This is a genomic window from Streptomyces sp. NPDC058534, from assembly GCF_042717365.1.
Taxonomy (GTDB): Bacteria; Actinomycetota; Actinomycetes; order Streptomycetales; family Streptomycetaceae; genus Streptomyces.
The window spans coordinates 1-21570 of record NZ_JBHXNW010000095.1 but is presented as its reverse complement, the minus strand read 5'-3'; the positions used below and the strand labels follow the sequence as shown (position 1 = coordinate 21570).

The window sequence follows — 21570 nt, the reverse complement described above, 5'->3', positions numbered from 1 at the left end:
GACGCTGTTGGTTAATGCGTCGTTCCCCCGCCCGGGCCCCTCAGTTCTCGTCAGCGCTCGCTGCTGCTCGCTCTCAGCCGACGACCGTCCAGGTGTCGTTGCCCGCGAGCAGAGCGGCGAGGTCGCCCTTGCCGTCCCGCTCGATGGCGGCGTCGAGCTGGTCGGACATGAGCGTGTCGTAGACCGGCCGCTCCACCGAGCGCAGCACACCGATGGGCGTGTGGTGCAGGGTGTCCGGGTCGGCCAGCCGGGAGAGGGCGAAGGCCGTGGTCGGCGAGGTGGCGTGGGCGTCGTGGACCAGGACGTCCGTCTCGTTGTCCGCGGTGACGGTGACGACCTTCAGGTCACCGGTCCGCGGATCACGCACGACGCCCTTGGCGCCGTCGGCGCCGAAACGGATCGGCTGCCCGTGCTCCAGCCGGATCACCGCCTCCTCGGCCCGCTCCCTGTCCTTGAGCGCGTCGAACGCGCCGTCGTTGAAGATGTTGCAGTTCTGGTAGATCTCGATCAGCGCCGTGCCCGGGTGCTCGGCGGCCTGGCGCAGCACCTCGGTGAGGTGCTTGCGGTCCGAGTCGACGGTCCGGGCGACGAACGACGCCTCCGCGCCGATGGCCAGCGAGACCGGGTTGAAGGGCGCGTCCAGCGACCCCATCGGTGTCGACTTGGTGATCTTCCCGACCTCGGAGGTGGGGGAGTACTGGCCCTTGGTCAGCCCGTAGATCCGGTTGTTGAAGAGCAGGATCTTGAGGTTGACGTTGCGTCGCAGCGCGTGGATGAGGTGGTTGCCGCCGATGGAGAGCGCGTCGCCGTCACCGGTGACGACCCAGACGGACAGGTCGCGGCGGGAGGCGGCGAGCCCGGTCGCGATGGCGGGGGCGCGGCCGTGGATGGAGTGCATCCCGTACGTGTTCATGTAGTACGGGAAGCGGGAGGAGCAGCCGATGCCGGAGACGAAGACGATGTTCTCCTTCGCCAGGCCGAGCTGGGGCATGAAGCCCTGCACGGCGGCGAGGATGGCGTAGTCGCCGCAGCCGGGGCACCAGCGCACTTCCTGGTCGGACTTGAAGTCCTTCATGGACTGCTTGCCCTCGGCCTTGGGGACGAGTTGGAGCAGCGCGTTGGCGTCAGTCATCGATGGCCTCCTTCAACACCGTGGCGAGCTGCTCCGCCTTGAACGGCATGCCGTTGACCTGGTTGTACGACTGGGCGTCGACCAGGTACTTCGCCCGGATCAGGGCGGCGAGCTGACCGAGGTTCATCTCGGGGACCACCACCTTGTCGTACCGCTCCAGCACCTCGCCCAGGTTGGGCGGGAAGGGATTGAGGTGGCGGAGGTGGGCCTGCGCGATCGGCACCCCGGCCGTGCGCAGCCGGCGCACGGCGGCGGTGATGGGGCCGTACGTCGAGCCCCAGCCCAGCACCAGGGTCCGCGCCCCGCCCGGGTCGTCGACCGCCAGCTCGGGGACCTCGATGCCGTCGATCTTGGCCTGCCGGGTGCGGACCATGAAGTCGTGGTTGGCCGGGTCGTACGAGATGTTCCCGGAACCGTCCTGCTTCTCGATGCCGCCGATCCGGTGCTCCAGCCCGGGGGTACCGGGCACGGCCCAGGGCCGGGCCAGGGTCTGCGGATCGCGCTTGTACGGCCAGAAGACCTCGGTACCGTCGTCCAGGGCGTGGTTGGGGCCCTGCGCGAACTGCACCGCCAGGTCCGGCAGCTCGTCCGGCTCCGGGACCCGCCAGGGCTCGCTGCCGTTGGCCAGGTAGCCGTCGGACAGCAGGAAGACCGGGGTGCGGTACGCCAGCGCGATCCGCGCCGCCTCCAGCGCCGCACGGAAACAGTCCGCCGGGGTGCGCGGGGCGACGATCGGGACCGGCGCCTCGCCGTTGCGCCCGTACATCGCCTGCAACAGGTCGGCCTGCTCCGTCTTGGTCGGCAGCCCGGTGGACGGCCCGCCGCGCTGGATGTCCACGACCAGCAGCGGCAGTTCGAGGGAGACCGCGAGTCCGATCGTCTCGCTCTTGAGCGCCACGCCGGGACCGGAGGTGGTGGTGACCGCCAGCGAGCCGCCGAACGCGGCGCCGAGCGCGGCGCCGATGCCGGCGATCTCGTCCTCGGCCTGGAAGGTCCGCACCCCGAAGTTCTTGTGCCGGCTCAGCTCGTGCAGGATGTCCGAGGCCGGTGTGATCGGGTACGAGCCCAGGAAGAGCGGCAGGTCCGCCTGCCGGGAGGCCGCGATCAGACCGTAGGACAGGGCGAGGTTCCCGGAGATGTTGCGGTACACACCGGGCGGGAACGCCGTCGCCGCCGGCGCCACCTCGTAGGAGACCGCGAAGTCCTCCGTGGTCTCCCCGAAATTCCAGCCCGCGCGGTAGGCCGCGATGTTGGCCGCGGCGATGTCCGGCTTCTTCGCGAACTTCGTGTTCAGGAACTTCTCCGTGCCCTCGGTGGGCCGGTGGTACATCCAGCTCAGCAGCCCGAGCGCGAACATGTTCTTGCTGCGCTCGGCCTCCTTGCGGCTGAGGTCGAACTCCTTGAGGGCCTCCACGGTCAGCGTGGTCAGCGGCACCGGATGCAGGTGGTAGCCGTCGAGAGAACCGTCCTCCAGCGGAGACGTGTCGTAGCCGACCTTCTGCATCGCCCGCCGGGTGAACTCGTCCGTGTTGACGATGATCTCCGCGCCGCGCGGCAGGTCGCCGACGTTCGCCTTCAGCGCGGCCGGGTTCATCGCGACCAGCACGTTGGGGGCGTCGCCCGGGGTGAGGATGTCGTGGTCGGCGAAGTGCAGCTGGAAGGACGAGACACCGGGCAGGGTGCCGGCGGGCGCCCGGATCTCGGCCGGGAAGTTCGGCAGCGTCGACAGGTCGTTGCCGAACGACGCGGTCTCCGAGGTGAAACGGTCGCCGGTGAGCTGCATCCCGTCGCCCGAGTCCCCGGCGAACCTGATGATCACCCGGTCCAGCCGGCGGACGTCCTTCGTCCCGACCGGTTTGCGCTGCTCTCCCACGACGGTCTCGTCGGTTCCGTTGGCCTGCTCCGCTGGGCTGCTGACCTGGCTGGTCACTGAACTGGACCTCCCTCGAGACGGCTGTCCGGGGACAGGTCTCCCACCGACCGTCCCAGGATCAACCCTACGTCCGCGGATGCTGACTTCCGGTGGAGATTCGCATGATGGACACGACTTCGAGATGGCCCACAGCCCCGGTATTCCGGGGATTTCCCGCCCCCCGACACCGATGAGGACGTCCCCCGCCCACGCTCCGGTTTCTCATTCGTCCGGATGAGCCGGACGAGTGGGAGGGCCGCCGGGCCCGGTGTGCGGGCCCTGGGAGTCAGGACCCGGACGTCAGGAACCGGGAGTCAGGAATTGAGGTACGTGAGCACGGCCAGCACCCGCCGGTGATCACCGTCGCTCGGGGACAGGCCCAGCTTCATGAAGATGTTGCTGACGTGCTTCTCGACCGCCCCGTCGCTCACGACGAGCTGCCGGGCGATCGCCGAGTTCGTCCGGCCCTCGGCCATCAGCCCCAGCACCTCCCGCTCCCGCGGGGTGAGCCCCGCCAGCACGTCCTGCTTGCGGCTGCGCCCGAGCAACTGCGCGACCACCTCCGGGTCCAGCGCGGTGCCCCCGTCCGCCACGCGCACCACGGCGTCCACGAACTCCCGCACCTCGGCCACCCGGTCCTTGAGCAGATAGCCGACCCCCCGGCTGGAACCGGCCAGCAGCTCCGTGGCGTACCGCTCCTCCACGTACTGCGACAGCACCAGTACGCCGAGGCCGGGATGCGCCTTGCGCAACCGCACCGACGCGCGCACTCCCTCGTCCGTGTGCGTCGGAGGCATCCGCACGTCCGCCACCACGACGTCCGGCAGCTCGCCCTGGGCGTCCAGCTCGGTGATGGTCTTGATCAGTGCCTCACCGTCGCCGACACCGGCCACGACTTCGTGCCCGCGGTCGGTCAGCAACCGTGTCAGCCCCTCTCGGAGCAGCACTGAATCCTCGGCGATGACCACCCGCACCCTGTCCTCCACGATTTTCGGCCCCCCACAGCCCGTCCGCCTCACGGTCCCCGCGGCCCACGCCGCGTCCACGAACCGTTCGTGCGAGAGGTCCAGCATTCCAGCATCGGAGGCGGGATGCCCTGGGGCAACGGGAAGAGAACGGGAAGTCCCGGCCGTACCGTCCGGCTTCGGCTCCACGATGGCTGGTTTTCGACCGGGGCGCCCGGTCCGACCGGGGCGCCCGGTCCGCCCGGCCCGTTCGGGCCGTTCGGGCCGCCCGGGCCGACCAGGGTGGCGTGGGGGCGAGCGAGGTGGGCGCGTCGCCGCGCCTCAGCCGGATATCGGCTCGCTCCGCCAGGGCAGCTCGGCCGTCACCCGCGTCGGCCCCCCGGCCGGAGAATCCACCACCAGGATCCCGTCCACCGCGTCGAGCCGCTCCGCCAGTCCGGCGAGTCCCGAGCCGGACGTCACGTCCGCCCCGCCGACGCCGTTGTCCACGACCTGGAGCAGCAGCCGGTTCTCCACCCGCCACACCTCCACGGCGGCTGCCGTGGCCCGCGCGTGCTTGCTGATGTTCTGCAGCAGCTCCGACACCGTGAAGTACGCGATCCCCTCGATCGCCGACGCCGGCCGCTCCGTGAGGTCGACCTCCACCCGCACCGGCACGGTGCAGCGCGAGGCGACCGCCGACAGCGCCGCGTCCAGACCGCGGTCGGTCAGCACCGCGGGGTGGATGCCCCGGGCCAGGTCCCGCAGCTCCTGGAGGGCCGTCTTCACCTCGCCGTGCGCCTCCTCCACCATGACCGCCGCCGCCCGCGGGTCCTCCTGCAGCTTCTCCTTGGCCAGGCCGAGATCCATGGCCAGGTTGACCAGGCGGGCCTGCGCCCCGTCGTGCAGGTCGCGCTCGATGCGCCGCAGGTCCGCCGCGGCCCTGTCCACCACGACCCCCCGGTCCGACTCCAGCTCCACGACCCGCGTCGCCAGCCGCGACGGTCCGAGCAGCCCGTGCACCATCAGCCGGTCCACCGTCGTCAGCGCCCGCACGATCCACGGCGTCGCCAGCGTGAACAGCAGCCCGACCAGCGCGGTCACGGTGATCTCGAACGGGTTGTCCAGGTAGATCCGGTGCGTCTCGTCGCCGTACAGCTGGAGCCCGTCCTGGCCGGCGTACATCGGGAACACCCAGAACCACAGCGGGTACGTCAGCATCGCCCACCCGACCGCCCAGAAGTTCACGGCGACGACGAACGAGAACACCGCCCACGGGAACTGAAGAAACGCGTACAGCAGACTCCGCCAGGAGGTGCCGCTCTTGAGCACGGCCCCCATCCAGCCCATCGCACCCTGCTTCCGGACCCGCAGCGGCTCCGGGTCGGACACATCGAGCCCCAGCAGCGCCCGGGCCCGTGCCCGCTCCATCACCCCGAAGCCCCGGCACCCGGCGAGTGCCGCCGCCAGCACCGGCACACCCAGGAACGTCACCAGCAGGCCCGCTCCCAGCGACACCATCGTGACCGCGTAGGTGAAGAGCAGGATGCTGATCGGCAGACCCACCAGCACGTAGCCGAACTCCCGCCAGCTGCGTGCCTCGAACGGCGCACGCAGCCCCGCCGGCAGCCGGTGGCGACGCGCCCCGGTGTCCCCGGGGAAGCCGGGCCCGCTCCCGAACCCGTAACCCTGTCCGTATTCCGTGGCCATCGGTGCCGTCCTTCTCCTCGTCCTACGGCTCTGCTGTCGTAACTCCACCCTCCTCGTCCGCACCTTCACGGGCCATGGAGCCCGTCGGCGTCTGGAGAGGGGGGTTTTCCCTACCTCGGGACCTCGGGCGGGGAGGTGCGCGCCCGTGTGCCTCGCGGGCGGGGCGGGGTCGTCCGTCACCGCGTCCCGGACGTCCGCCGCGCGTGGTCGGCATCGGACGCGCCGGGCTCCGCGTCCGCTGCGGTGCGGTCGCGCCACGGCAGCTCGGCCGTGATCGCCGTCGGTCCGCCCTCCGGCGAGTCGAAGACGAAGAGACCGTCGACCGCGGACAGCCGGTCGGCGAGGCCCTTCATCCCCGTACCCGCGTCGAGTCGCGCGCCCCCCTGACCGTCGTCCCCCACCTGTATGAGCAGCCGGTCGGACGACCGCCACACCTCCACGGAGGCGGAACGCGCCCCACTGTGCTTGCTGACGTTCTGGAGCAGCTCCGAGACAGTGAAGTAGGCGATGCCCTCGATGGCCGGCGCCGGACGCTCCGCCAGGTCGACGGTCACCCTGACCGGCACGGTGCAGCGGGAGGCGACCGAGGAGAGCGCCGCGTCCAGACCGCGGTCGGTCAGGACGGCTGGGTGGATGCCCCGCGCCAGGTCCCGCAACTCCTGGAGGGCCAGCTTCACCTCGCCGTGCGCCTCGTCGACCATCGCCGCCGCTGCGTCGGGGTCCTCCAGCAGCTTCTCCTTGGCCAGGCCCAGCCCCATGGCCAGGTTGACCAGGCGGGCCTGCGCCCCGTCGTGCAGGTCGCGCTCGATGCGCCGCAGGTCCGCCGCGGCCGTGTCCACCACGACCCCCCGGTCCGACTCCAGCTCGGCGATCCGCCGTTCCAGCTCGTCGGACGGGGACAGCAGCGCGCGCACCATCGCCCGGTCGGCGTTGGCGAGGCCCCGCGCGATGAACGGCAGCACCGGCCACAGCACGAAGAACGACGTCAGCGTGATGACGAAGGTGACCACGCCCCAGGGGAGCCGCATGAAGTCGTACAGGACCGTACGCCAGCCCACCGGGTCCTTCAGCGCCATCCACAACTGGGGGAAGAACCCGCCCCCGCCCTGCAACGGCAGCGGACTCGGCTCCTCCACCCGCACCCCCAGCAGGGCCCGGGCCCGCGCCCGCTCCAGCTTGCCGAGCTGACGCGCGCCGAGCAGTCCGGCCGCCAGCAGCGGGAACCCGATCACCGTGACCGTCAACCCGACCCCGACGAACAGCATCGTCGAGACGTAGACGAAGCCGAGCAGCGACGCCGGGAAGTTCGCCAGCAGGTGGGCGATCTCTTTCCAGGTGTGCCGGTCGAAGGCGAAACGGGCCGGCGGCAGGCGGTCGCCGGCTGCCCCGCCGGTGGTCCCGGCCGGGGTAGAAGTCGCGAGGTGTTCGGTCATACGGATCAGCGTGCCGTGCGGCACGGCACCGCGCCATGAGGTGGACCGCCAGGATGCACTGGGGAAAACCCCACCCCCACGTCTCAACGTACGACGGGCTGCTTACCGTCTCTTTATCAGGCCCTAGACTCCCGTGCGTACAGATCGTCGAGCAGCAGGCGTTCAGGACAGGGAGCGAGGGACGCACGTGCCGGAACCGACCGTCGGTGGCATGGCCGCCGGCGATGTGCCCGCCGCCGATGCGACCGTCGGGCTCGCCGCGGACTACTTCCAGTCCTACTCGGTCGTCGCACTGCTCGCCCTCGTGGGCGTGCTCTTCGTCGCCGTGGCCTTCGGAGCCGGGCGGCTGCTGCGGCCCGTGGTCCCGACGCCCGAGAAACTGCTGACGTACGAGTGCGGCGTGGACCCCGTCGGCGAGGGCTGGGCACACACCCAGGTCCGCTACTACGTCTACGCGTTCCTCTACGTCATTTTCGCGGTCGACTCGATCTTCCTCTTCCCTTGGGCCACGGTCTTCGCCGATCCTGGTTACGGAGCGACGACCCTCGTGGAGATGTTCATCTTCCTGGGCTTCCTGGCCGTGGGCCTGCTCTACGCATACAAGAAGGGCGTCCTGTCGTGGACGTGAACCCCTCCGGACCCGTACCGCTCCCGGAGCCCGTACCGCTTCCCGAGCCCAAGCGGCTGGGCACCCTCGCGCGCCTGGCCCCCGAGCCGATGAAGGTCGTCCTGAACTGGGGCCGCCGATACTCCCTCTGGGTCTTCAACTTCGGCCTCGCCTGCTGCGCGATCGAGTTCATCGCCGCGTCGATGGCCCGCCACGACTTCATCCGGCTCGGCGTCATCCCGTTCGCGCCGGGCCCCCGCCAGGCCGACCTGATGGTCGTCTCGGGCACGGTGACCGACAAGATGGCGCCCGCCGTCAAACGCCTCTACGAGCAGATGCCCGAGCCCAAGTACGTCATCTCCTTCGGCGCCTGCTCCAACTGCGGCGGCCCGTACTGGGACTCCTACTCCGTGACGAAGGGCGTCGACCAGATCATCCCCGTCGACGTCTACGTCCCCGGCTGCCCGCCGCGTCCCGAGGCGCTGCTCCAGGGGATCCTCAAGCTCCAGGAGAAGATCGCACGGGAGTCGCTGGGGGAGCGCTACGGCACGTCGGGCCGGCCGTCGACGGCAGCGCTGCAGAGCGGACTGGTGCGACCGCCTGGGTCGGGCTCGGGGTCGGGCTCCGGACCGGGATCGGGCTCGGGAACGGGGGATGCGCGATGACGGCGGTCGGCTGGCTGCCCGCCGGCACCGAGGAGCTCTTCGGCACCGAAGCCACGGCCGAGGAGTCGTACGACGTCCTGACCGTCGACGTACCGCCGGCGTCCTGGATCTCCGCCCTGGAGACCGCGCGTGACCGGCTGGGCTGCACGTACTTCGACTGGCTGAGCGCGGTCGACGAGCCGGGCACGGGGTTCCGCGTCGCGGCACACGTGGTGGCCCTCGGGCCCGTACGCCGGCTGCTGCTGCGCACGACGGTCCCGCACGAGTCCCCGGCCCTGCCCACCGCCGTCGCGGTGTACGCGGGCGCGGCCTGGCACGAGCGTGAGACGCACGAGATGTTCGGCGTCGCCTTCGCGGACCATCCCGCGCTGGACCACCTGCTCCTGCCGGAGGGCTTCGAGGGCCACCCGCTGCGGAAGGACTTCGTCCTCGCCGCCCGCGTGGCCAAGGCCTGGCCCGGCGCCAAGGAACCGGGCGAGTCCGACCACGGCGGTCCCCGTCGCCGCCAGATGCTGCCGCCGGGTGTCCCCGACCCCAACGAATGGGGCCCGCAGAAGGGCCAGCTGCCGCCCGTCCCGGCCCGCCCGGCACGCGGCGCGGGACGTGCGGCCGGAGAGCGCCCGGCCCGCGCGGCCGGTGACCAGCCCGTTCGCCGGACCCGTACGGCGGGCGAGGGCTCCGCCAGTCAGGCATCGCCGCCCGGCACCGGCACCGGCACCGGCACCGAGACACCGTCCACTCCGCGTCGCTCCCGTACGGAGGCGGAGGGCTCGGCGAGCCAGACGCCCACGGAGGGCCGGACGTCACCGGCCGACCAGACGTCTGCGGCCGACGAGCCTTCGGCGTCCCCGGCATCCCCGGCGCCCCGGCGTGCGCGGAGCGCGTCGCAGGGCTCGGCGAGCCGGCGGGACGCCTCCGACGCGGGACAGCCTGAGAAGACCGGGTCGTCCGGCGAGGCGCCCGCCTCGACGCCCCGCAGCCCGGACGCCCCGTGGCACCACGACCGCCCGGCGTTCGACGAGCCGGCGGGCAAGCGCGCCGAGGGCGACGCCGCGAAGGAGCCGCGGGATCCCGAGGAGCCGGACGAGCCGGACGAGCCCGACGAGCCCCAGGAGTCGGACCAGAAGAACCCCCCGCCCTCCCCGAACCCCCCAGGAGGCCCGCAGTGAACGACGCGCTCGACGTCACCCTGCGCCTCCTGATCGTGTTCGTCGTCTTCCTGACGTTCCCCCTGATCGTCGGCCAGACCGAGCACAAGGTGATGGCCCACATGCAGGGCCGCCTCGGCCCGATGTACGCCGGCGGCTTCCACGGCTGGGCCCAGCTCGTCGCGGACGGAGTGAAGTTCGCGCAGAAGGAGGACGTGGTCCCCGCCGACGCGGACCGCCGTATCTTCCAGCTCGCCCCCGCCGTGGCCCTGCTGCCGTACCTCCTGGTGCTCCTGGCCATCCCCATCGGCCCCGGAGAGGGCGCGGTCGGCCAGGTCGTCGACGCGGGTGTCTTCTTCGTACTCGCGGTGATGGGCGTCGGCGTCCTCGGCTCGCTCATGGCCGGGTGGTCCTCCGCCAACAAGTTCTCCCTCCTCGGCGGCCTGCGCACCGCCGCCCAGCTCCTCGCGTACGAACTCCCGATGCTGCTGACCGCCGCCTCGGTGGCCATGGCGGCCGGCACGGTCTCGCTCGTCGGCATCCTTAACGCCTTCGAGTGGTGGTGGCTGCCCTGGCAGATCGTCGGCGCGATCGTCTTCTTCGTCGCCGGGCTGGCCGAACTGCAACGCCCCCCGTTCGACATGCCGGTCGCCGACTCGGAGATCATCTTCGGCGCCTACACCGAGTACACCGGCCTGCGTTTCGCCCTGTTCCTCCTCGCCGAGTACGCCGGGATCGTTGTCCTGTGCGGCCTGACCACCGTCCTCTTCCTGGGCGGCTGGCACTGGCCCTGGGGCGCGGACGGCCTCGGCTGGGTGTGGACTCTGCTGAAGACGGCCGTGCTCGCCTTCGTCGTGATCTGGCTGCGCGTGACCTACCCGCGCCTGCGTGAGGACCAGCTCCAGAAGCTCTCCTGGACCCTCCTCGTCCCCCTCTCCCTCGCCCAGATCGCCCTCACCGGCGTCGTCAAGGTGGTGATCCAGTAACCATGGCCGCGTCCCTCCCGCCCTCCCGGCCCCGCATCCCCGGCTCGGGCCTGGCCAAGGGCCTGGCCGTCACCCTGCGCACGATGACGAGGAAGACCGTCACCGAGCAGTACCCGGACGCCCAGCCCGAACTGCCGCCCCGCACCCGCGGCGTGATCGGCCTGTTCGAGGAGAACTGCACGGTCTGCATGCTGTGCGCCCGCGAGTGCCCCGACTGGTGCATCTATATCGACTCCCACAAGGAGACGGTCCCGGCGGCCACCCCGGGCGGGCGCGACCGCAGCCGCAACGTCCTCGACCGTTTCGCCATCGACTTCTCCCTGTGCATGTACTGCGGTATCTGCATCGAGGTCTGTCCTTTCGACGCCCTGTTCTGGTCCCCGGAGTTCGAGTACGCCGAGACCGACATCCGCGACCTCACCCACGAACGGGACAAGCTCCGCGACTGGATGTGGACCGTCCCGGCCCCGCCGGCCCTCGACCCCGGCGCCGAGGAACCGAAGGAACTCGCCGCCGCCCGCAAGACCGCCGACAAACTGGCGGCCCAGCAGGCGTCGACCCAGCACGAGTCGGCCCAGCAGGAGCCGGCCCAGCAGGAGTCGGCCGCCGCCCCCGAGCAGCCGAAGCCGGAACAGGAGGGCCGGGAATGACCCTCGCCGCGACCGTCCGCCACTTGGCCGCGGACCCCACGACCACGGCCGGCGAAGCGCACGGCTTCCTCTCGCCGACCGGCGTCGAGATCGCCTTCCTCCTCGTCGGCCTGGTCACCCTGGGCGCCGCCGTCCTCACCGTCACCACCCGGCAGCTCGTCCACGCCGCCCTGTGGCTGGTGGTGGCCCTCGGCGGCCTGGCCGTCGAGTACCTGCTGCTCACCGCCGAGTTCATCGCCTGGGTACAGGTCCTCATCTACGTCGGGGCGGTCGTCGTCCTCATCCTGTTCGGCCTGATGCTCACCAGGGCGCCCATCGGCCGGTCCCCGGACGCCGACTCCGGCAACCGCTGGGCGGCCCTCACCGTGGCCGTCGCCGCCGCGGCGGCCCTGGTGTGGGTCGTCGTCGACGCCTTCCGCGCCACCTGGATCGACCTGGACGGCCCGGCGGCCGGCTCGACCGCCGTCACCGGAGCGAGTCTCTTCCAGAACTGGGTCCTCCCCTTCGAAGCCCTCTCCGTCCTCCTCCTCGCCGCGCTGGTCGGCGCGATCGTCCTGTCCCGCAAGGCCAAGGCGGACCGCGCGAGCGACGCGGCCCGGACCGACACACCCGCCCCGAACGCGCCCAGGACCGACGCGCCCGCCCCGAACGCCGCCGGCAAGGGCGGTGACCGCTGATGCACCTCGCCTATCCCGCCGTCCTCTCCGCCCTCCTGTTCTGCACGGGCCTCTACGGCGTCCTGGCCCGCCGCAACGCGATCCTGGTCCTGATGTCGGTCGAGTTGATGCTCAACGCCGTCAACCTCAATCTCGTCGCCTTCGACGTCTGGCTCAGCAAGGCCGCCGAGGAGACCCTGCACTCCGGCCAGGCCCTGACCCTGTTCACGATCGCCATCGCGGCCGCCGAGATCGGCATCGGTCTCGCGATCGTGCTCGCCGTCCACCGCAACCGCGGCACCGCCGACATCGACAAACTGCGCGACACCGCCGAGGGCCACGAGCCGGACGGCCCCGACACCGACACCCCCGCGACCGGGACGGCCGCCGAGAAGGCTGAGGCCACCGCGTGACCACGACCACCCTCGCCGTACTCGTCCCTCTCCTCCCCTTCCTCGGCGCTGCCGCCGGCCTTCTCCTGGGCCGCACGGCGTCCGGCTTCGTCCGCCCGCTCGCCGTCCTGCCGACCCTGGCGGCCCTCGTCCTCGCGGTACTGGTCGCCTCCCGCCAGGGCGGCGGCCGGTCCGTCGACGCCGCCACGGAGCTGACGCCCACCGGCTCGGTCCCCATCGAACTCGCCCTGCACATCGACGGCTTCGCCTCCCTCGTCGCCGTCCTGGTCGGGTGCGTCGCCACCTGCGTGCAGATCTACTCGACGGGCTACCTGCGCGACGACCCGCGCTACCCCTCGTACGCCGCGCTCGTCTCCCTGTTCACCTCCGCCATGTTCCTCGTCGTCTACTCCGGCGACCTGATGGTGCTGCTGGTCGGCTGGGAGATCATGGGCATCTGCTCGTACTTCCTGGTCGGCCACTACTGGGAGACCCCGGAGGCGCGCGCCGCCTCCCTCAAGGCATTCCTGGTCACCAAGCTCGGTGACGTCCCCTTCCTGATCGGTCTGCTGGCTCTGGCCACCGAGGCCGGCTCCTTCCGCATCACGAATATCCTCGGCGCGGTAGCGAACGGCTCGCTCGACCATCCGACGCTGATCGCCCTGCTGCTCCTGGCCGGTGTGGCGGGCAAGTCGGCGCAGTTCCCGCTGCACACCTGGCTCCCCGACGCGATGGCCGGCCCGACGCCCGTCTCCGCGCTGATCCACGCCGCGACGATGGTCGCCGCCGGTGTCTACTTCGTCGCCAGGCTCCTTCCGCTCTTCGAGGCCTCACGGGCCGCGATGGTCGTCCTCGCCGTCATGGCCGCCGTCACGATGGTCGGGTCGGCGCTCGCCGCGCTCGCCCAGGACGACATCAAACGCGTCCTCGCCTACTCGACGATCGGACAGCTCGGCTACATGACCGGGGCCCTCGCCGCCGGCGACCGCGGTGCCGCCGTCTTCCACCTCCTCACGCACGGCGCCTTCAAGGCGCTGCTGTTCCTCGCCGCCGGTGTGATCATCCACGCCGCCGGCACCAACTCGCTGGCCGCCATGTCCCGCATGCACAACCTGCGGGACCGTGTCCCGGACGCCTACTGGACGATGAGCGTGGCGCTGCTCGCCCTCGCGGCGATCCCTCCCTTCAGCGGCTTCTTCTCCAAGGAGTCCGTCCTCGGCGTCGCGGAGCACGTCGCCACCGGCCACACCGAGCACGCACCGGGTGCCGCGGGCTGGACGGTCCTCGTCGCCGGGCTGATCACGGCCCTGCTCACTGCCGCGTACGCGACGCGCCTGTGGCTGCTGACCTTCCGCGGGCGGGGCGCCGAGGCCCCCGACCACGGCCGGCAGCCGGTGGTCATGAACGCCGTGCTCTGGGTGCTCGCCATTCCCTCACTCGCTCTCGGCGGGCTCGCCTTCCGTCTGCTGCCCGACTGGTTCGACGGCCAGGACCTCACCCCGACCCTGACCACCTCTGTGCTCGGCACGGGCGTGGCCCTGATCGGCGGCATCGTGACCTACGCGGCCTGGCGGCACACCACCGCGTTCGCGGCACGAGTCCCGCTCGGCGCGGTCGCGGCCCACCCGGAGGGCGACGCCGCGCTGGTGGAGGCCGAGGCCATCGCCAGCCACCGGCCCGCCTACGGAGACGTCGCCTCCGCCCCCGACCCGTCGGATCCCGGACGGCTCCTGCTGGGCCCGCTGCACCGGCACGCCGCCTCCGGCTTCCACCTGGACGCGGTGTACACGACCCTCTTCGTCCGGCCCGTGCAGGCCGGCGCGAGCCTCGTACGGTTCCTCGACCGCGAGGTCGTCGACACCTACGTACGCGGGGCGGGCGCCCTGCCCCGCTGGCTCGGGGCCGCCGTACGACGAGCCCAGACCGGCAATGTGCAGACCTATGTGAGCGCGCTGCTCGCCGGCACCGTCGTCCTCGCGGTCGCCGCCGTCCTCGTCGCCACGGGAGCGTGACGCGTGATCGATATCAACGAGTCCGTGATGCAGTTCCTTCTGGCGTTCGTCGTCGTCGGCCCGCTCCTGGGGGCCGCCGCCGCTCTGCTGCCCGCCCCGCCCGGGCTGAAGGGGAAGTCGCCCGAGCAGGCCGTCCTGCGGCACGGCGTCACCGTCACCGGCGCCGTCCTCATCGCCGCGATCGTCCTCGTGCTCGGCTTCGACCACGACCATCCGTCGAAGATGCAGGCCAGTACGGACATCAGCTGGATCCCCGCACTCGACGTGCGCATCCACCTCGGCATCGACGGCATCTCCCTCCCCCTCCTGATCCTGACCGCGCTGCTGACCTTCCTGTGCGCGCTCTACTCGTACTTCAAGCAGCAGCGAGAGCGGCCGACGAAGCCGCTGGCCGCGAGCCACGGCCCGAAGGGCTTCGTCGCGCTGCTGCTCGTCCTGGAATCCGGCACCCTCGCGACCTTCGCCGCCCTCGACCTGATCCTTTTCTTCCTCGCCTTCGAGATGGTCCTCATCCCCATGTACTTCCTCATCGCCCGCTGGGGCGGCGAGGGACGGGCCGGGGCCGCCTGGAAGTTCATCCTCTTCACGCTCCTCGGCTCCGTCGTCATGCTGCTCGGCCTGCTCCTGATCGGAATCACGGCGGGCACATTCGACATGGTGGCACTCGCCACTGACAACGGCCGGTCGCTGACCACATCCGTGCAGGTCATCGCGGTTTTGGCGATCGGGATCGGGCTGGCGGTGAAGACCCCGATGTGGCCGCTGCACAGCTGGCTGCCGGACGCCCACACCGCCGCGCCGACCGTCGGCTCGGTCCTGCTGGCCGGTGTTCTGCTCAAGATGGGTACATACGGGTTCGTCCGGATTCTGCTGCCGGTCGCGCCGGACGGCTTCCGCACCTTCGCGCCCTACCTCGCCGCCTTCGCCGTGGTCGGCATCATCTACGGCTCCCTGGCCTGCCTGGCCCTGGCCAAGAGGGGCGCGAAGGGCGACCTCAAGCGCCTCATCGCCTACTCCTCCGTCGGCCACATGGGCTTCGTGCTGCTGGGCATCGCGACCATGACCCCGACCGGAGTGAACGGCGCCCTGTTCGCCAACATCGCCCACGGCCTCATCACCGGCCTGCTCTTCTTCGTCGTCGGCGCGCTCAAGGACCGCACCGGCACCACCGACCTCGACACCCTCGCCGAGGAGACCGGCGCCGCCCTGTACGGCAAGGCACCCCACCTCGGCGGCCTGCTCGCCTTCGCCGCGGTCGCCTCGCTCGGCCTGCCGGGCCTGGCCGGGTTCTGGGGCGAGACGCTGGCCCTCTTCGGCGCCTTCGACCCCCACGACGACCTCAGCCGCCCCGCCTTCCTCACGTTCATGGTGATCGCCGCGTTCGGCACGCTGCTGACGGCCGCGTACATGCTGATCGTGGTCCGCCGCGTCTGCATGGGCGCCCTGCCGCGGGAAGCCCCGAAGCTCGCCGACGTACGCACGTACGAGTTCGCCGCCTGGACCCCGCTCGTCGCCCTCACCGTCGTCGCCGGGCTGTGGCCCAGGACCCTCCTCGGGCTGACCGACCCGGCCGTGCAGCAGCTCCTTTCAGGAGGCACCCGATGAGCTTCCAGGCCCACCCCCTCGCCGGGACGGTGTCGCAGCCGCTGGCCCAGAACCTCGTCCAGTCCGTCGACTGGCTCGCCATCGCGCCGCCCACCATCGCTGCCGTCGTCGGACTCGTCGTCCTCGTCACCGACCTCTTCGTCACGGACGCCCGCAAGTCGCTGCTCGGCTGGATGTCGGTCGCCGGACTCGCCGCCTCCGCCCTCATGCTGCTGCCCCTGGTGAACGGCGACCGCTCGACGTTCTGCCAGACCGGCGACGCCGACGTCTGCAGCTACACCGCGGACACCTTCACGCTCGCCATCCAGTTCCTGGTCCTCGGCGGGGCCCTCCTGACCGCCCTCCTCTCGGTCACCGCCGTCAAGGACGCCGACCGGGGCCTGCCCGAGGGCGAGTTCTGGTTCCTGCTGCTCTCCTCGGCGGCCGGCGCCGCGCTGCTGCCCGCCTCCCGCGACCTCGCGACCCTGATCGTCGCCCTGGAGGTCGCCTCCCTGCCCGCCTTCGCCCTCGTGGGCCTGCGGCAGGGCGACCGCCGGTCCTCCGAGGCGGCCCTGAAGTTCTTCTTGTCCTCGGTCACCGCGACCGCGGTCAGCCTCATGGGCATCAGCTTCGTGTACGCCTCCACCGGCACCCTCTACCTCACCCAGGTGGCCGACCGCATCCAGAGCGTCGACGGTCAGCTCACTACGCTCGCCCAGACCGGCGTCGTCCTCACCCTCGTCGGCTTCGCCTTCAAGACGGCCGCCGTGCCCTTCCACTTCTGGGTGCCCGACACCTACGTGGGCGCGCCCCTGCCGATCGCGGCCTACCTGTCCGTGATCGGCAAGGCGGTCGGCTTCACCGGCCTGATCCTCGTCACGGTCATCGCCCTCCCGTCCTACGCCGACGTCTGGGGACCGGCCCTCGCGGTGCTCGCCGCGCTCACCATGACCGTCGGCAACGTCGGAGCCCTCCGGCAACAGGCCACGCGCGCGTACAGCGCGGTACGCCTGCTCGCCTGGTCGTCCGTCGGCCAGGCCGGCTACCTCCTGGTGCCGATCGCCGCCGCCGCGTACTCCGACGACCCCGAGCGGTCCATCGGCTCCACCGTCGCCTACGCGCTCATGTACGCCGCGGTGAACCTCGGCGCCTTCGCGGTGGCCGCCCTCGTGGGCCGTACGAGGTCCCTGAACCGCGTCGCCGACTACCGCGGCCTGTACGCGTCCAACCCCCTGACCGCCCTGCTCCTGGCGTTCTTCCTGCTCTGCCTCGCGGGACTGCCGCCCGGCGTCATCGGCCTCTTCGCCAAGGTCACGGTCTTCTCCGCGGCCGTCGACGCCGGGCTCGGCTGGCTGGCCGTCGTCATGGCGGTCAACGTCGTGATCGCGCTCTTCTACTACCTCCAATGGACGGCCCAGCTGTTCCGGGCGCCCGAGGAGCCGACCGTCGGCCACCATGTGCCCGTTCCGCTCACGGCGGCGATCACCGTGACCGCGGTCCTCGCCCTCGTCCTCTCCGGAGCACCCCAGCTGATCCTCCGCTTCACCGACACCGGTCTCTTCTGAGCACAGCCGCTCCGGCACCCGCGCGTGCCGCACCCGGCCTCCACGCGCGCGTGCCGACGCCGCGGCCGTCACCCGTACGGACCACGCCGCCCCGCCGTGAGCGCCGGGGAACTGGTGGCCCTCGCCTGGCGTTGACCAGTACGGAAGGGTCCACTGGACGTGATGCCACGGCACCAGTGGCGCCGGAGACCAGGAAGCAACCACAGCGAGCGAGACCAGCAAGCGAAGGTTCCCCTGCCGCACCACTTGGAGGGCGTACCGTGCACCGCCGGCACAACGGGCTCAGGACCGCAGTACTCCTCGGGGGACTGTCGGCGCTCATCATCGTCATCGGCAGCTTCTTCGGCCGAGCCGGGCTTGTCGTCGCCGTACTCGTCGCCCTGGGCACCAACGCGTACGCGTACTGGAACAGCGACAAGCTGGCGCTGCGCGCGATGCGGGCCCGCCCGGTCAGCGAGTTCGAGGCCCCGGCGCTGTACCGCATGGTCCGAGAACTCTCCACCCAGGCCCGCCAGCCCATGCCGCGCCTCTACATCTCACCGACCGAGGCACCCAACGCCTTCGCGACCGGACGCAACCCGCGCAACGCGGCCGTGTGCTGCACCGAGGGCATCATGCGCCTGCTCGACGACCGTGAGCTGCGTGGCGTCATCGGGCACGAGCTCAGCCATGTCTACAACCGCGACATCCTGATCTCGTCCGTCGCCGGCGCCCTCGCCTCCGTGATCATGTTCCTGGTCAACTTCGCCTGGCTGATCCCCATCGGACGCTCCAACGACGATGACGGACCCGGTCTGCTGGGCATGCTCCTCATCATGCTTCTCGGTCCGCTCGCTGCCACCGTCATCCAACTGGCGATCAGCCGCTCCAGGGAGTACGAGGCCGACACCTCCGGTGCGCAGCTCACCGGCGATCCCATCGCCCTCGCCAGCGCCCTGCGCAAACTCGAAACGGGTACGAAGCAGCTTCCGCTGCCGCCGGAGCCCCGGATCGAGACCGCCAGCCACATGATGATCGCCAACCCGTTCCGACCGGGACAGGGGCTGTCGAAGATGTTCTCCACCCACCCGCCGATGGCGGAGCGAATCGCCCGGCTCGAAAAGATGGCAGGTCGTCAGCAGTGAAGACCATCCTCAACGTCATTTGGCTCGTGCTCAGCGGCTTCTGGCTGTTCCTCGCCTACCTGCTCGCGGGCGCGCTGCTCTGCATCACGATCATCGGCATCCCGTTCGGGATCGCGGCCTTCCGCGTCGGTGTCTACGCCCTGTGGCCCTTCGGCTATACGGCGGTCGAGCGCCAGGGCGCCGGAGCCCCCTCCTGCGTCGGCAACGTGCTGTGGCTGGTCCTGGCCGGCTGGTGGCTGGCCCTCGGCCACATCGTCACCGGCATCGCGCTGTGCGTCACGATCATCGGCATCCCGCTGGGCATCGCCAACTTCAAGCTGATCCCCGTCTCGCTGCTCCCGATGGGACGCGAGATCGTACGGACGGATCAGCCGTTCACGGCCGCCGCGGGCGGCCAGAGGACGGGTTGGTAGAGCGAGCCCGGTGGGCTCGTTCTCCACAACCTCCGGGTTGTCCACAGGCCCGCTCGATTGTCGGTGGCGGCCTGCATCATGAATCCATGACCGAGAACGAGCAGTTGCTGGCACGGGTGGCCGACAAGGCACGCAACACCCGCCCGTGGGGCTGGGATTCCCTGCCCGCGCCCGTGGACGGGACGACCACGTCCCGGGCCGAGGCCGCCCTGGGCTTCTCCCTCCCTCCGCTGCTCACCGAGCTGTATCTGCGGATAGGGGACGGCGGGTTCGGTCCGGAGTACGGTCTGCTGCCCCTGCTCGACAACCCGCCCTCCGGCGAGCCGGCCGCCGTCCCCCAGTACCTCGCCAACCGCGAGAGCGGCCTGAAGGACCCCGACTGGCCCTGGCCCGAGGGCGTCCTTCCGATATCCCACTGGGGCTGCGCGATGTACGCCTGCGTGGACTGCCGCTCCCCACAGGCCACCGTCCTCCTCTTCGAGCCCAACGCCGACGACTCCGACCACGCCTGGTACGTCGACGCCCCGAGCCTCACGGCCTGGCTGCACGCCTGGCTCGACGGCACGGGCTGGTACGAGGAGACCAACGAGGGCCCGGATCCGCTCCCGTGGACCGACTTCCCCCTGCGCACGGGAAGAGAACCGACGGCGGCCACACCACCCGCCCAGGCGTCCTGAGGGGTCCGACGCGCGGTGGCCTCGCGGCAGTCCCGTCCCACGGCCATCGCGCTCCGACGGCCATCCCACGGCAGTCCCGTCCCACGGCCATCCCGCTCCGACGGCCATCCCACGGCCGTCCCGCACTCACGGCCATCCCCCACGGCCACCTACCGCGAGACCTGCTGCCCCCGCACGCCGTACGCGACGACACCCACCGCCAGCACACCCACGCCCACGACGACCGACACCGCCGGAAGCGAGAACGCGAGCACCACGCACCCGATCAGACCCAGCGCCGGTACCACCCGCGACGCCGTCGACCGGTCGAGCGTCCAGGCCGACGCGTTGGCCACCCCGTAGTACACGAGCACACCGAAGGAGGAGAAGCCGATCGCGTCCCGCACGTCCACCGTGGCCGCCAGGACGGCGACTACCGCGCCCACGGCCAGCTCGGCCCGGTGCGGCACCTGAAAACGCGGATGCACCGCGGCCAGCGCTTCGGGCAGATGGCGGTCCCGGGCCATGGCGAGCGTCGTCCGTGACACGCCCAGGATCAACGCCAGCAGCGAGCCCAGCGCCGCCACCGCCGCGCCCACCCGCCCGACCGGTACCAGCTCCGGCAGGCCGGCCGCCCGCACCGCGTCCGTCAGCGGCGCCGGTGCCTGCCCCAGCGTGACCGGGCCCAGCACGGAGAGGACAGCCACCGCGACACACACGTACACCGTCAGCGTGATCCCCAGGGCCAGCGGGATCGCGCGGGGAATGGTGCGCCGAGGGTCCCGCACCTCCTCACCCAGGGTTGCGATCCGGGCGTACCCCGCGAACGCGAAGAACAGCAGCCCGGCCGCCTCCAGCACCCCGCCGGCGCCCTCCGACAACCCGATGTCCAGCCGCCCTGCATCGGACCGCCCCGACCCCAGACAGACCACCACCACGGAAGCGAGGACAGCCAGGACGACCGCCACGATCACCCGCGTCAGCCAGGCGGACTTCTGAATGCCGCCGTAGTTCACCGCGGTCAGCGCCGCCACGGCCGCGACCGCCACCACATGCGCCCACTCCGGCCAGACGTACGCGCCCACGGTGAGCGCCATGGCAGCACAGGAGGCCGTCTTCCCGACGATGAACGACCAGCCCGCGAGGTACCCCCAGAACTCCCCGAGCCGCTCGCGCCCGTAGACGTACGTGCCGCCCGAGGCCGGATAGCACACGGCCAGCCGTGCCGAGGACATGGCGTTGCAGTAGGCCACCACGGCCGCCACCGCGAGGCCGATCAGCAACCCCGACCCGGCCGCGCGCGCCGCGGGTGCCAGGGCGGCGAAGATCCCGGCGCCGATCATCGAACCGAGCCCGACGACGACGGCGTCGCCCACACCCAGCGTGCGACGCAGCTCAGAACCCGCAGGTGTCATGGGTCGCACCATACTGAACGGCGCAACCACCGGACGCGGTCGCAACGTCCTTCCCGTCAAGAGGACATGAACACCGCGACCGCGGAGGAAAGAGCCCACAGCACTGGGAAGGTGCGGGCACAGCGAGAAAGGGCAGGGTCACGGCATGACCGTCATCAGCTGGATCATCCTGGGACTGTTGGCCGGGGCCATCGCCAAGTTCCTGTTGCCGGGACGGGACCCCGGAGGGCTGATCGGCACGACCGTGATCGGCATCGCGGGGGCGTTCATCGGCGGCTGGATATCGGCCCGCTGGCTGGACCACCCGATCAGCAAGGGCTTCTACGACGGCGCCACCTGGGCGGCGGCCATCGGCGGTGCCCTGGTGCTCCTGATCGCCTACCGACTCCTCTTCGGCAACTCACGCGACTGAACGCGACCGCGCGTGTGAACCGCGAACGGCGAACGAGGGGGTGGGGCCCCCCCCGGGGGCCCCCCCCCCCCCCGGGGGGTAAATTAACCCGGGTTTGTAGGACAGCACCCCCGAATGGCATAACATGGCCGACAGCCAGGGGTTGTGAGGGTGG

20 protein-coding genes are annotated in these 21570 nt (G+C 71.1%); 14 read left to right on the top strand and 6 right to left on the bottom strand.

Annotation, left to right across the window (positions count from 1 at the left end; genetic code table 11):
* Positions 1 to 73: 73 nt before the first annotated feature.
* From ACFWR9_RS37520 to ACFWR9_RS37500, 5 genes are all read right to left on the bottom strand, one after another.
* Positions 74 to 1132 carry a 2-oxoacid:ferredoxin oxidoreductase subunit beta gene (locus ACFWR9_RS37520; RefSeq protein ID WP_383850635.1) on the bottom strand — a complete coding sequence of 353 codons (1059 nt, stop codon included), beginning with the start codon at positions 1130 to 1132 and terminating at the stop codon, positions 74 to 76.
* Positions 1125 to 3062, bottom strand: coding sequence for a 2-oxoacid:acceptor oxidoreductase subunit alpha (locus tag ACFWR9_RS37515; RefSeq protein WP_383850633.1), 1938 nt, complete (start codon positions 3060 to 3062; stop codon positions 1125 to 1127). The genes ACFWR9_RS37520 and ACFWR9_RS37515 overlap by 8 nt, the downstream gene beginning before the upstream one ends.
* A 296-nt stretch (positions 3063 to 3358) precedes the next feature.
* Positions 3359 to 4018, bottom strand: coding sequence for a response regulator transcription factor (locus ACFWR9_RS37510; protein WP_277343293.1), 660 nt, complete (start codon positions 4016 to 4018; stop codon positions 3359 to 3361).
* A 312-nt stretch (positions 4019 to 4330) separates the two neighbouring features.
* Complete coding sequence (locus ACFWR9_RS37505) at positions 4331 to 5698, bottom strand: sensor histidine kinase (protein ID WP_383850630.1); 1368 nt, start codon at positions 5696 to 5698, stop codon at positions 4331 to 4333.
* Positions 5699 to 5874: 176 nt separating this feature from the next.
* Positions 5875 to 7131 (bottom strand): sensor histidine kinase, encoded by a 1257-nt coding sequence (locus ACFWR9_RS37500; RefSeq protein WP_383850627.1) that lies wholly within the window; start codon positions 7129 to 7131, stop codon positions 5875 to 5877.
* A gap of 211 nt (positions 7132 to 7342) precedes the next feature.
* Between ACFWR9_RS37500 and ACFWR9_RS37495 the strand changes: the two genes are divergently transcribed.
* The 13 genes from ACFWR9_RS37495 (at position 7343) to ACFWR9_RS37435 (ending at position 19610) form a co-directional block, all read left to right on the top strand.
* The gene (locus tag ACFWR9_RS37495) at positions 7343 to 7759 is read left to right on the top strand and encodes an NADH-quinone oxidoreductase subunit A (RefSeq protein WP_383850624.1); all 417 of its coding nucleotides are present in this window, start codon (positions 7343 to 7345) and stop codon (positions 7757 to 7759) included.
* On the top strand, positions 7750 to 8403 hold the full coding sequence (locus tag ACFWR9_RS37490) for an NADH-quinone oxidoreductase subunit B (RefSeq protein WP_383850621.1): 654 nt from the start codon (positions 7750 to 7752) through the stop codon (positions 8401 to 8403). The genes ACFWR9_RS37495 and ACFWR9_RS37490 overlap by 10 nt, the downstream gene beginning before the upstream one ends.
* Positions 8400 to 9572 (top strand): NADH-quinone oxidoreductase subunit C, encoded by a 1173-nt coding sequence (locus ACFWR9_RS37485; RefSeq protein WP_383850618.1) that lies wholly within the window; start codon positions 8400 to 8402, stop codon positions 9570 to 9572. The genes ACFWR9_RS37490 and ACFWR9_RS37485 overlap by 4 nt, the downstream gene beginning before the upstream one ends.
* Positions 9569 to 10537, top strand: coding sequence for an NADH-quinone oxidoreductase subunit H (locus ACFWR9_RS37480; RefSeq protein ID WP_383850616.1), 969 nt, complete (start codon positions 9569 to 9571; stop codon positions 10535 to 10537). The genes ACFWR9_RS37485 and ACFWR9_RS37480 overlap by 4 nt, the downstream gene beginning before the upstream one ends.
* Positions 10538 to 10539: 2 nt before the next feature.
* Positions 10540 to 11187, top strand: coding sequence for a 4Fe-4S binding protein (locus tag ACFWR9_RS37475; RefSeq protein ID WP_383850613.1), 648 nt, complete (start codon positions 10540 to 10542; stop codon positions 11185 to 11187).
* A complete protein-coding gene (locus ACFWR9_RS37470; protein ID WP_383850611.1) occupies positions 11184 to 11864 on the top strand; it encodes an NADH-quinone oxidoreductase subunit J in 681 nt (226 codons plus the stop codon). The genes ACFWR9_RS37475 and ACFWR9_RS37470 overlap by 4 nt, the downstream gene beginning before the upstream one ends.
* Complete coding sequence (gene nuoK, locus ACFWR9_RS37465) at positions 11864 to 12256, top strand: NADH-quinone oxidoreductase subunit NuoK (protein WP_234957991.1); 393 nt, start codon at positions 11864 to 11866, stop codon at positions 12254 to 12256. Before ACFWR9_RS37470 ends, nuoK begins: the two co-directional genes overlap by 1 nt.
* Complete coding sequence (locus ACFWR9_RS37460; protein WP_383850608.1) at positions 12253 to 14247, top strand: NADH-quinone oxidoreductase subunit L; 1995 nt, start codon at positions 12253 to 12255, stop codon at positions 14245 to 14247. Before nuoK ends, ACFWR9_RS37460 begins: the two co-directional genes overlap by 4 nt.
* 3 nt (positions 14248 to 14250) lie before the next feature.
* Complete coding sequence (locus ACFWR9_RS37455) at positions 14251 to 15852, top strand: NuoM family protein (protein ID WP_383850605.1); 1602 nt, start codon at positions 14251 to 14253, stop codon at positions 15850 to 15852.
* Entirely contained in the window at positions 15849 to 17396 is a 1548-nt protein-coding gene (locus ACFWR9_RS37450) for an NADH-quinone oxidoreductase subunit N (protein WP_383850603.1), read from the top strand. Before ACFWR9_RS37455 ends, ACFWR9_RS37450 begins: the two co-directional genes overlap by 4 nt.
* A 260-nt stretch (positions 17397 to 17656) precedes the next feature.
* Positions 17657 to 18520 carry a zinc metalloprotease HtpX gene (gene htpX, locus ACFWR9_RS37445; RefSeq protein WP_383850601.1) on the top strand — a complete coding sequence of 288 codons (864 nt, stop codon included), beginning with the start codon at positions 17657 to 17659 and terminating at the stop codon, positions 18518 to 18520.
* A complete protein-coding gene (locus ACFWR9_RS37440) occupies positions 18517 to 18933 on the top strand; it encodes a YccF domain-containing protein (RefSeq protein WP_383850598.1) in 417 nt (138 codons plus the stop codon). The genes htpX and ACFWR9_RS37440 overlap by 4 nt, the downstream gene beginning before the upstream one ends.
* Positions 18934 to 19019: 86 nt before the next feature.
* A complete protein-coding gene (locus ACFWR9_RS37435) occupies positions 19020 to 19610 on the top strand; it encodes an SMI1/KNR4 family protein (protein ID WP_383850595.1) in 591 nt (196 codons plus the stop codon).
* Positions 19611 to 19759: 149 nt separating this feature from the next.
* Here the strand turns inward: ACFWR9_RS37435 and ACFWR9_RS37430 are convergent, their stop codons facing one another.
* The gene (locus ACFWR9_RS37430) at positions 19760 to 21004 is read right to left on the bottom strand and encodes an APC family permease (RefSeq protein ID WP_383850592.1); all 1245 of its coding nucleotides are present in this window, start codon (positions 21002 to 21004) and stop codon (positions 19760 to 19762) included.
* 145 nt (positions 21005 to 21149) lie between these two features.
* On the opposite strand from ACFWR9_RS37430, the gene ACFWR9_RS37425 reads away from it, so the two are divergent.
* On the top strand, positions 21150 to 21416 hold the full coding sequence (locus ACFWR9_RS37425; RefSeq protein ID WP_383850590.1) for a GlsB/YeaQ/YmgE family stress response membrane protein: 267 nt from the start codon (positions 21150 to 21152) through the stop codon (positions 21414 to 21416).
* The last annotated feature ends 154 nt before the right edge of the window (positions 21417 to 21570 follow it).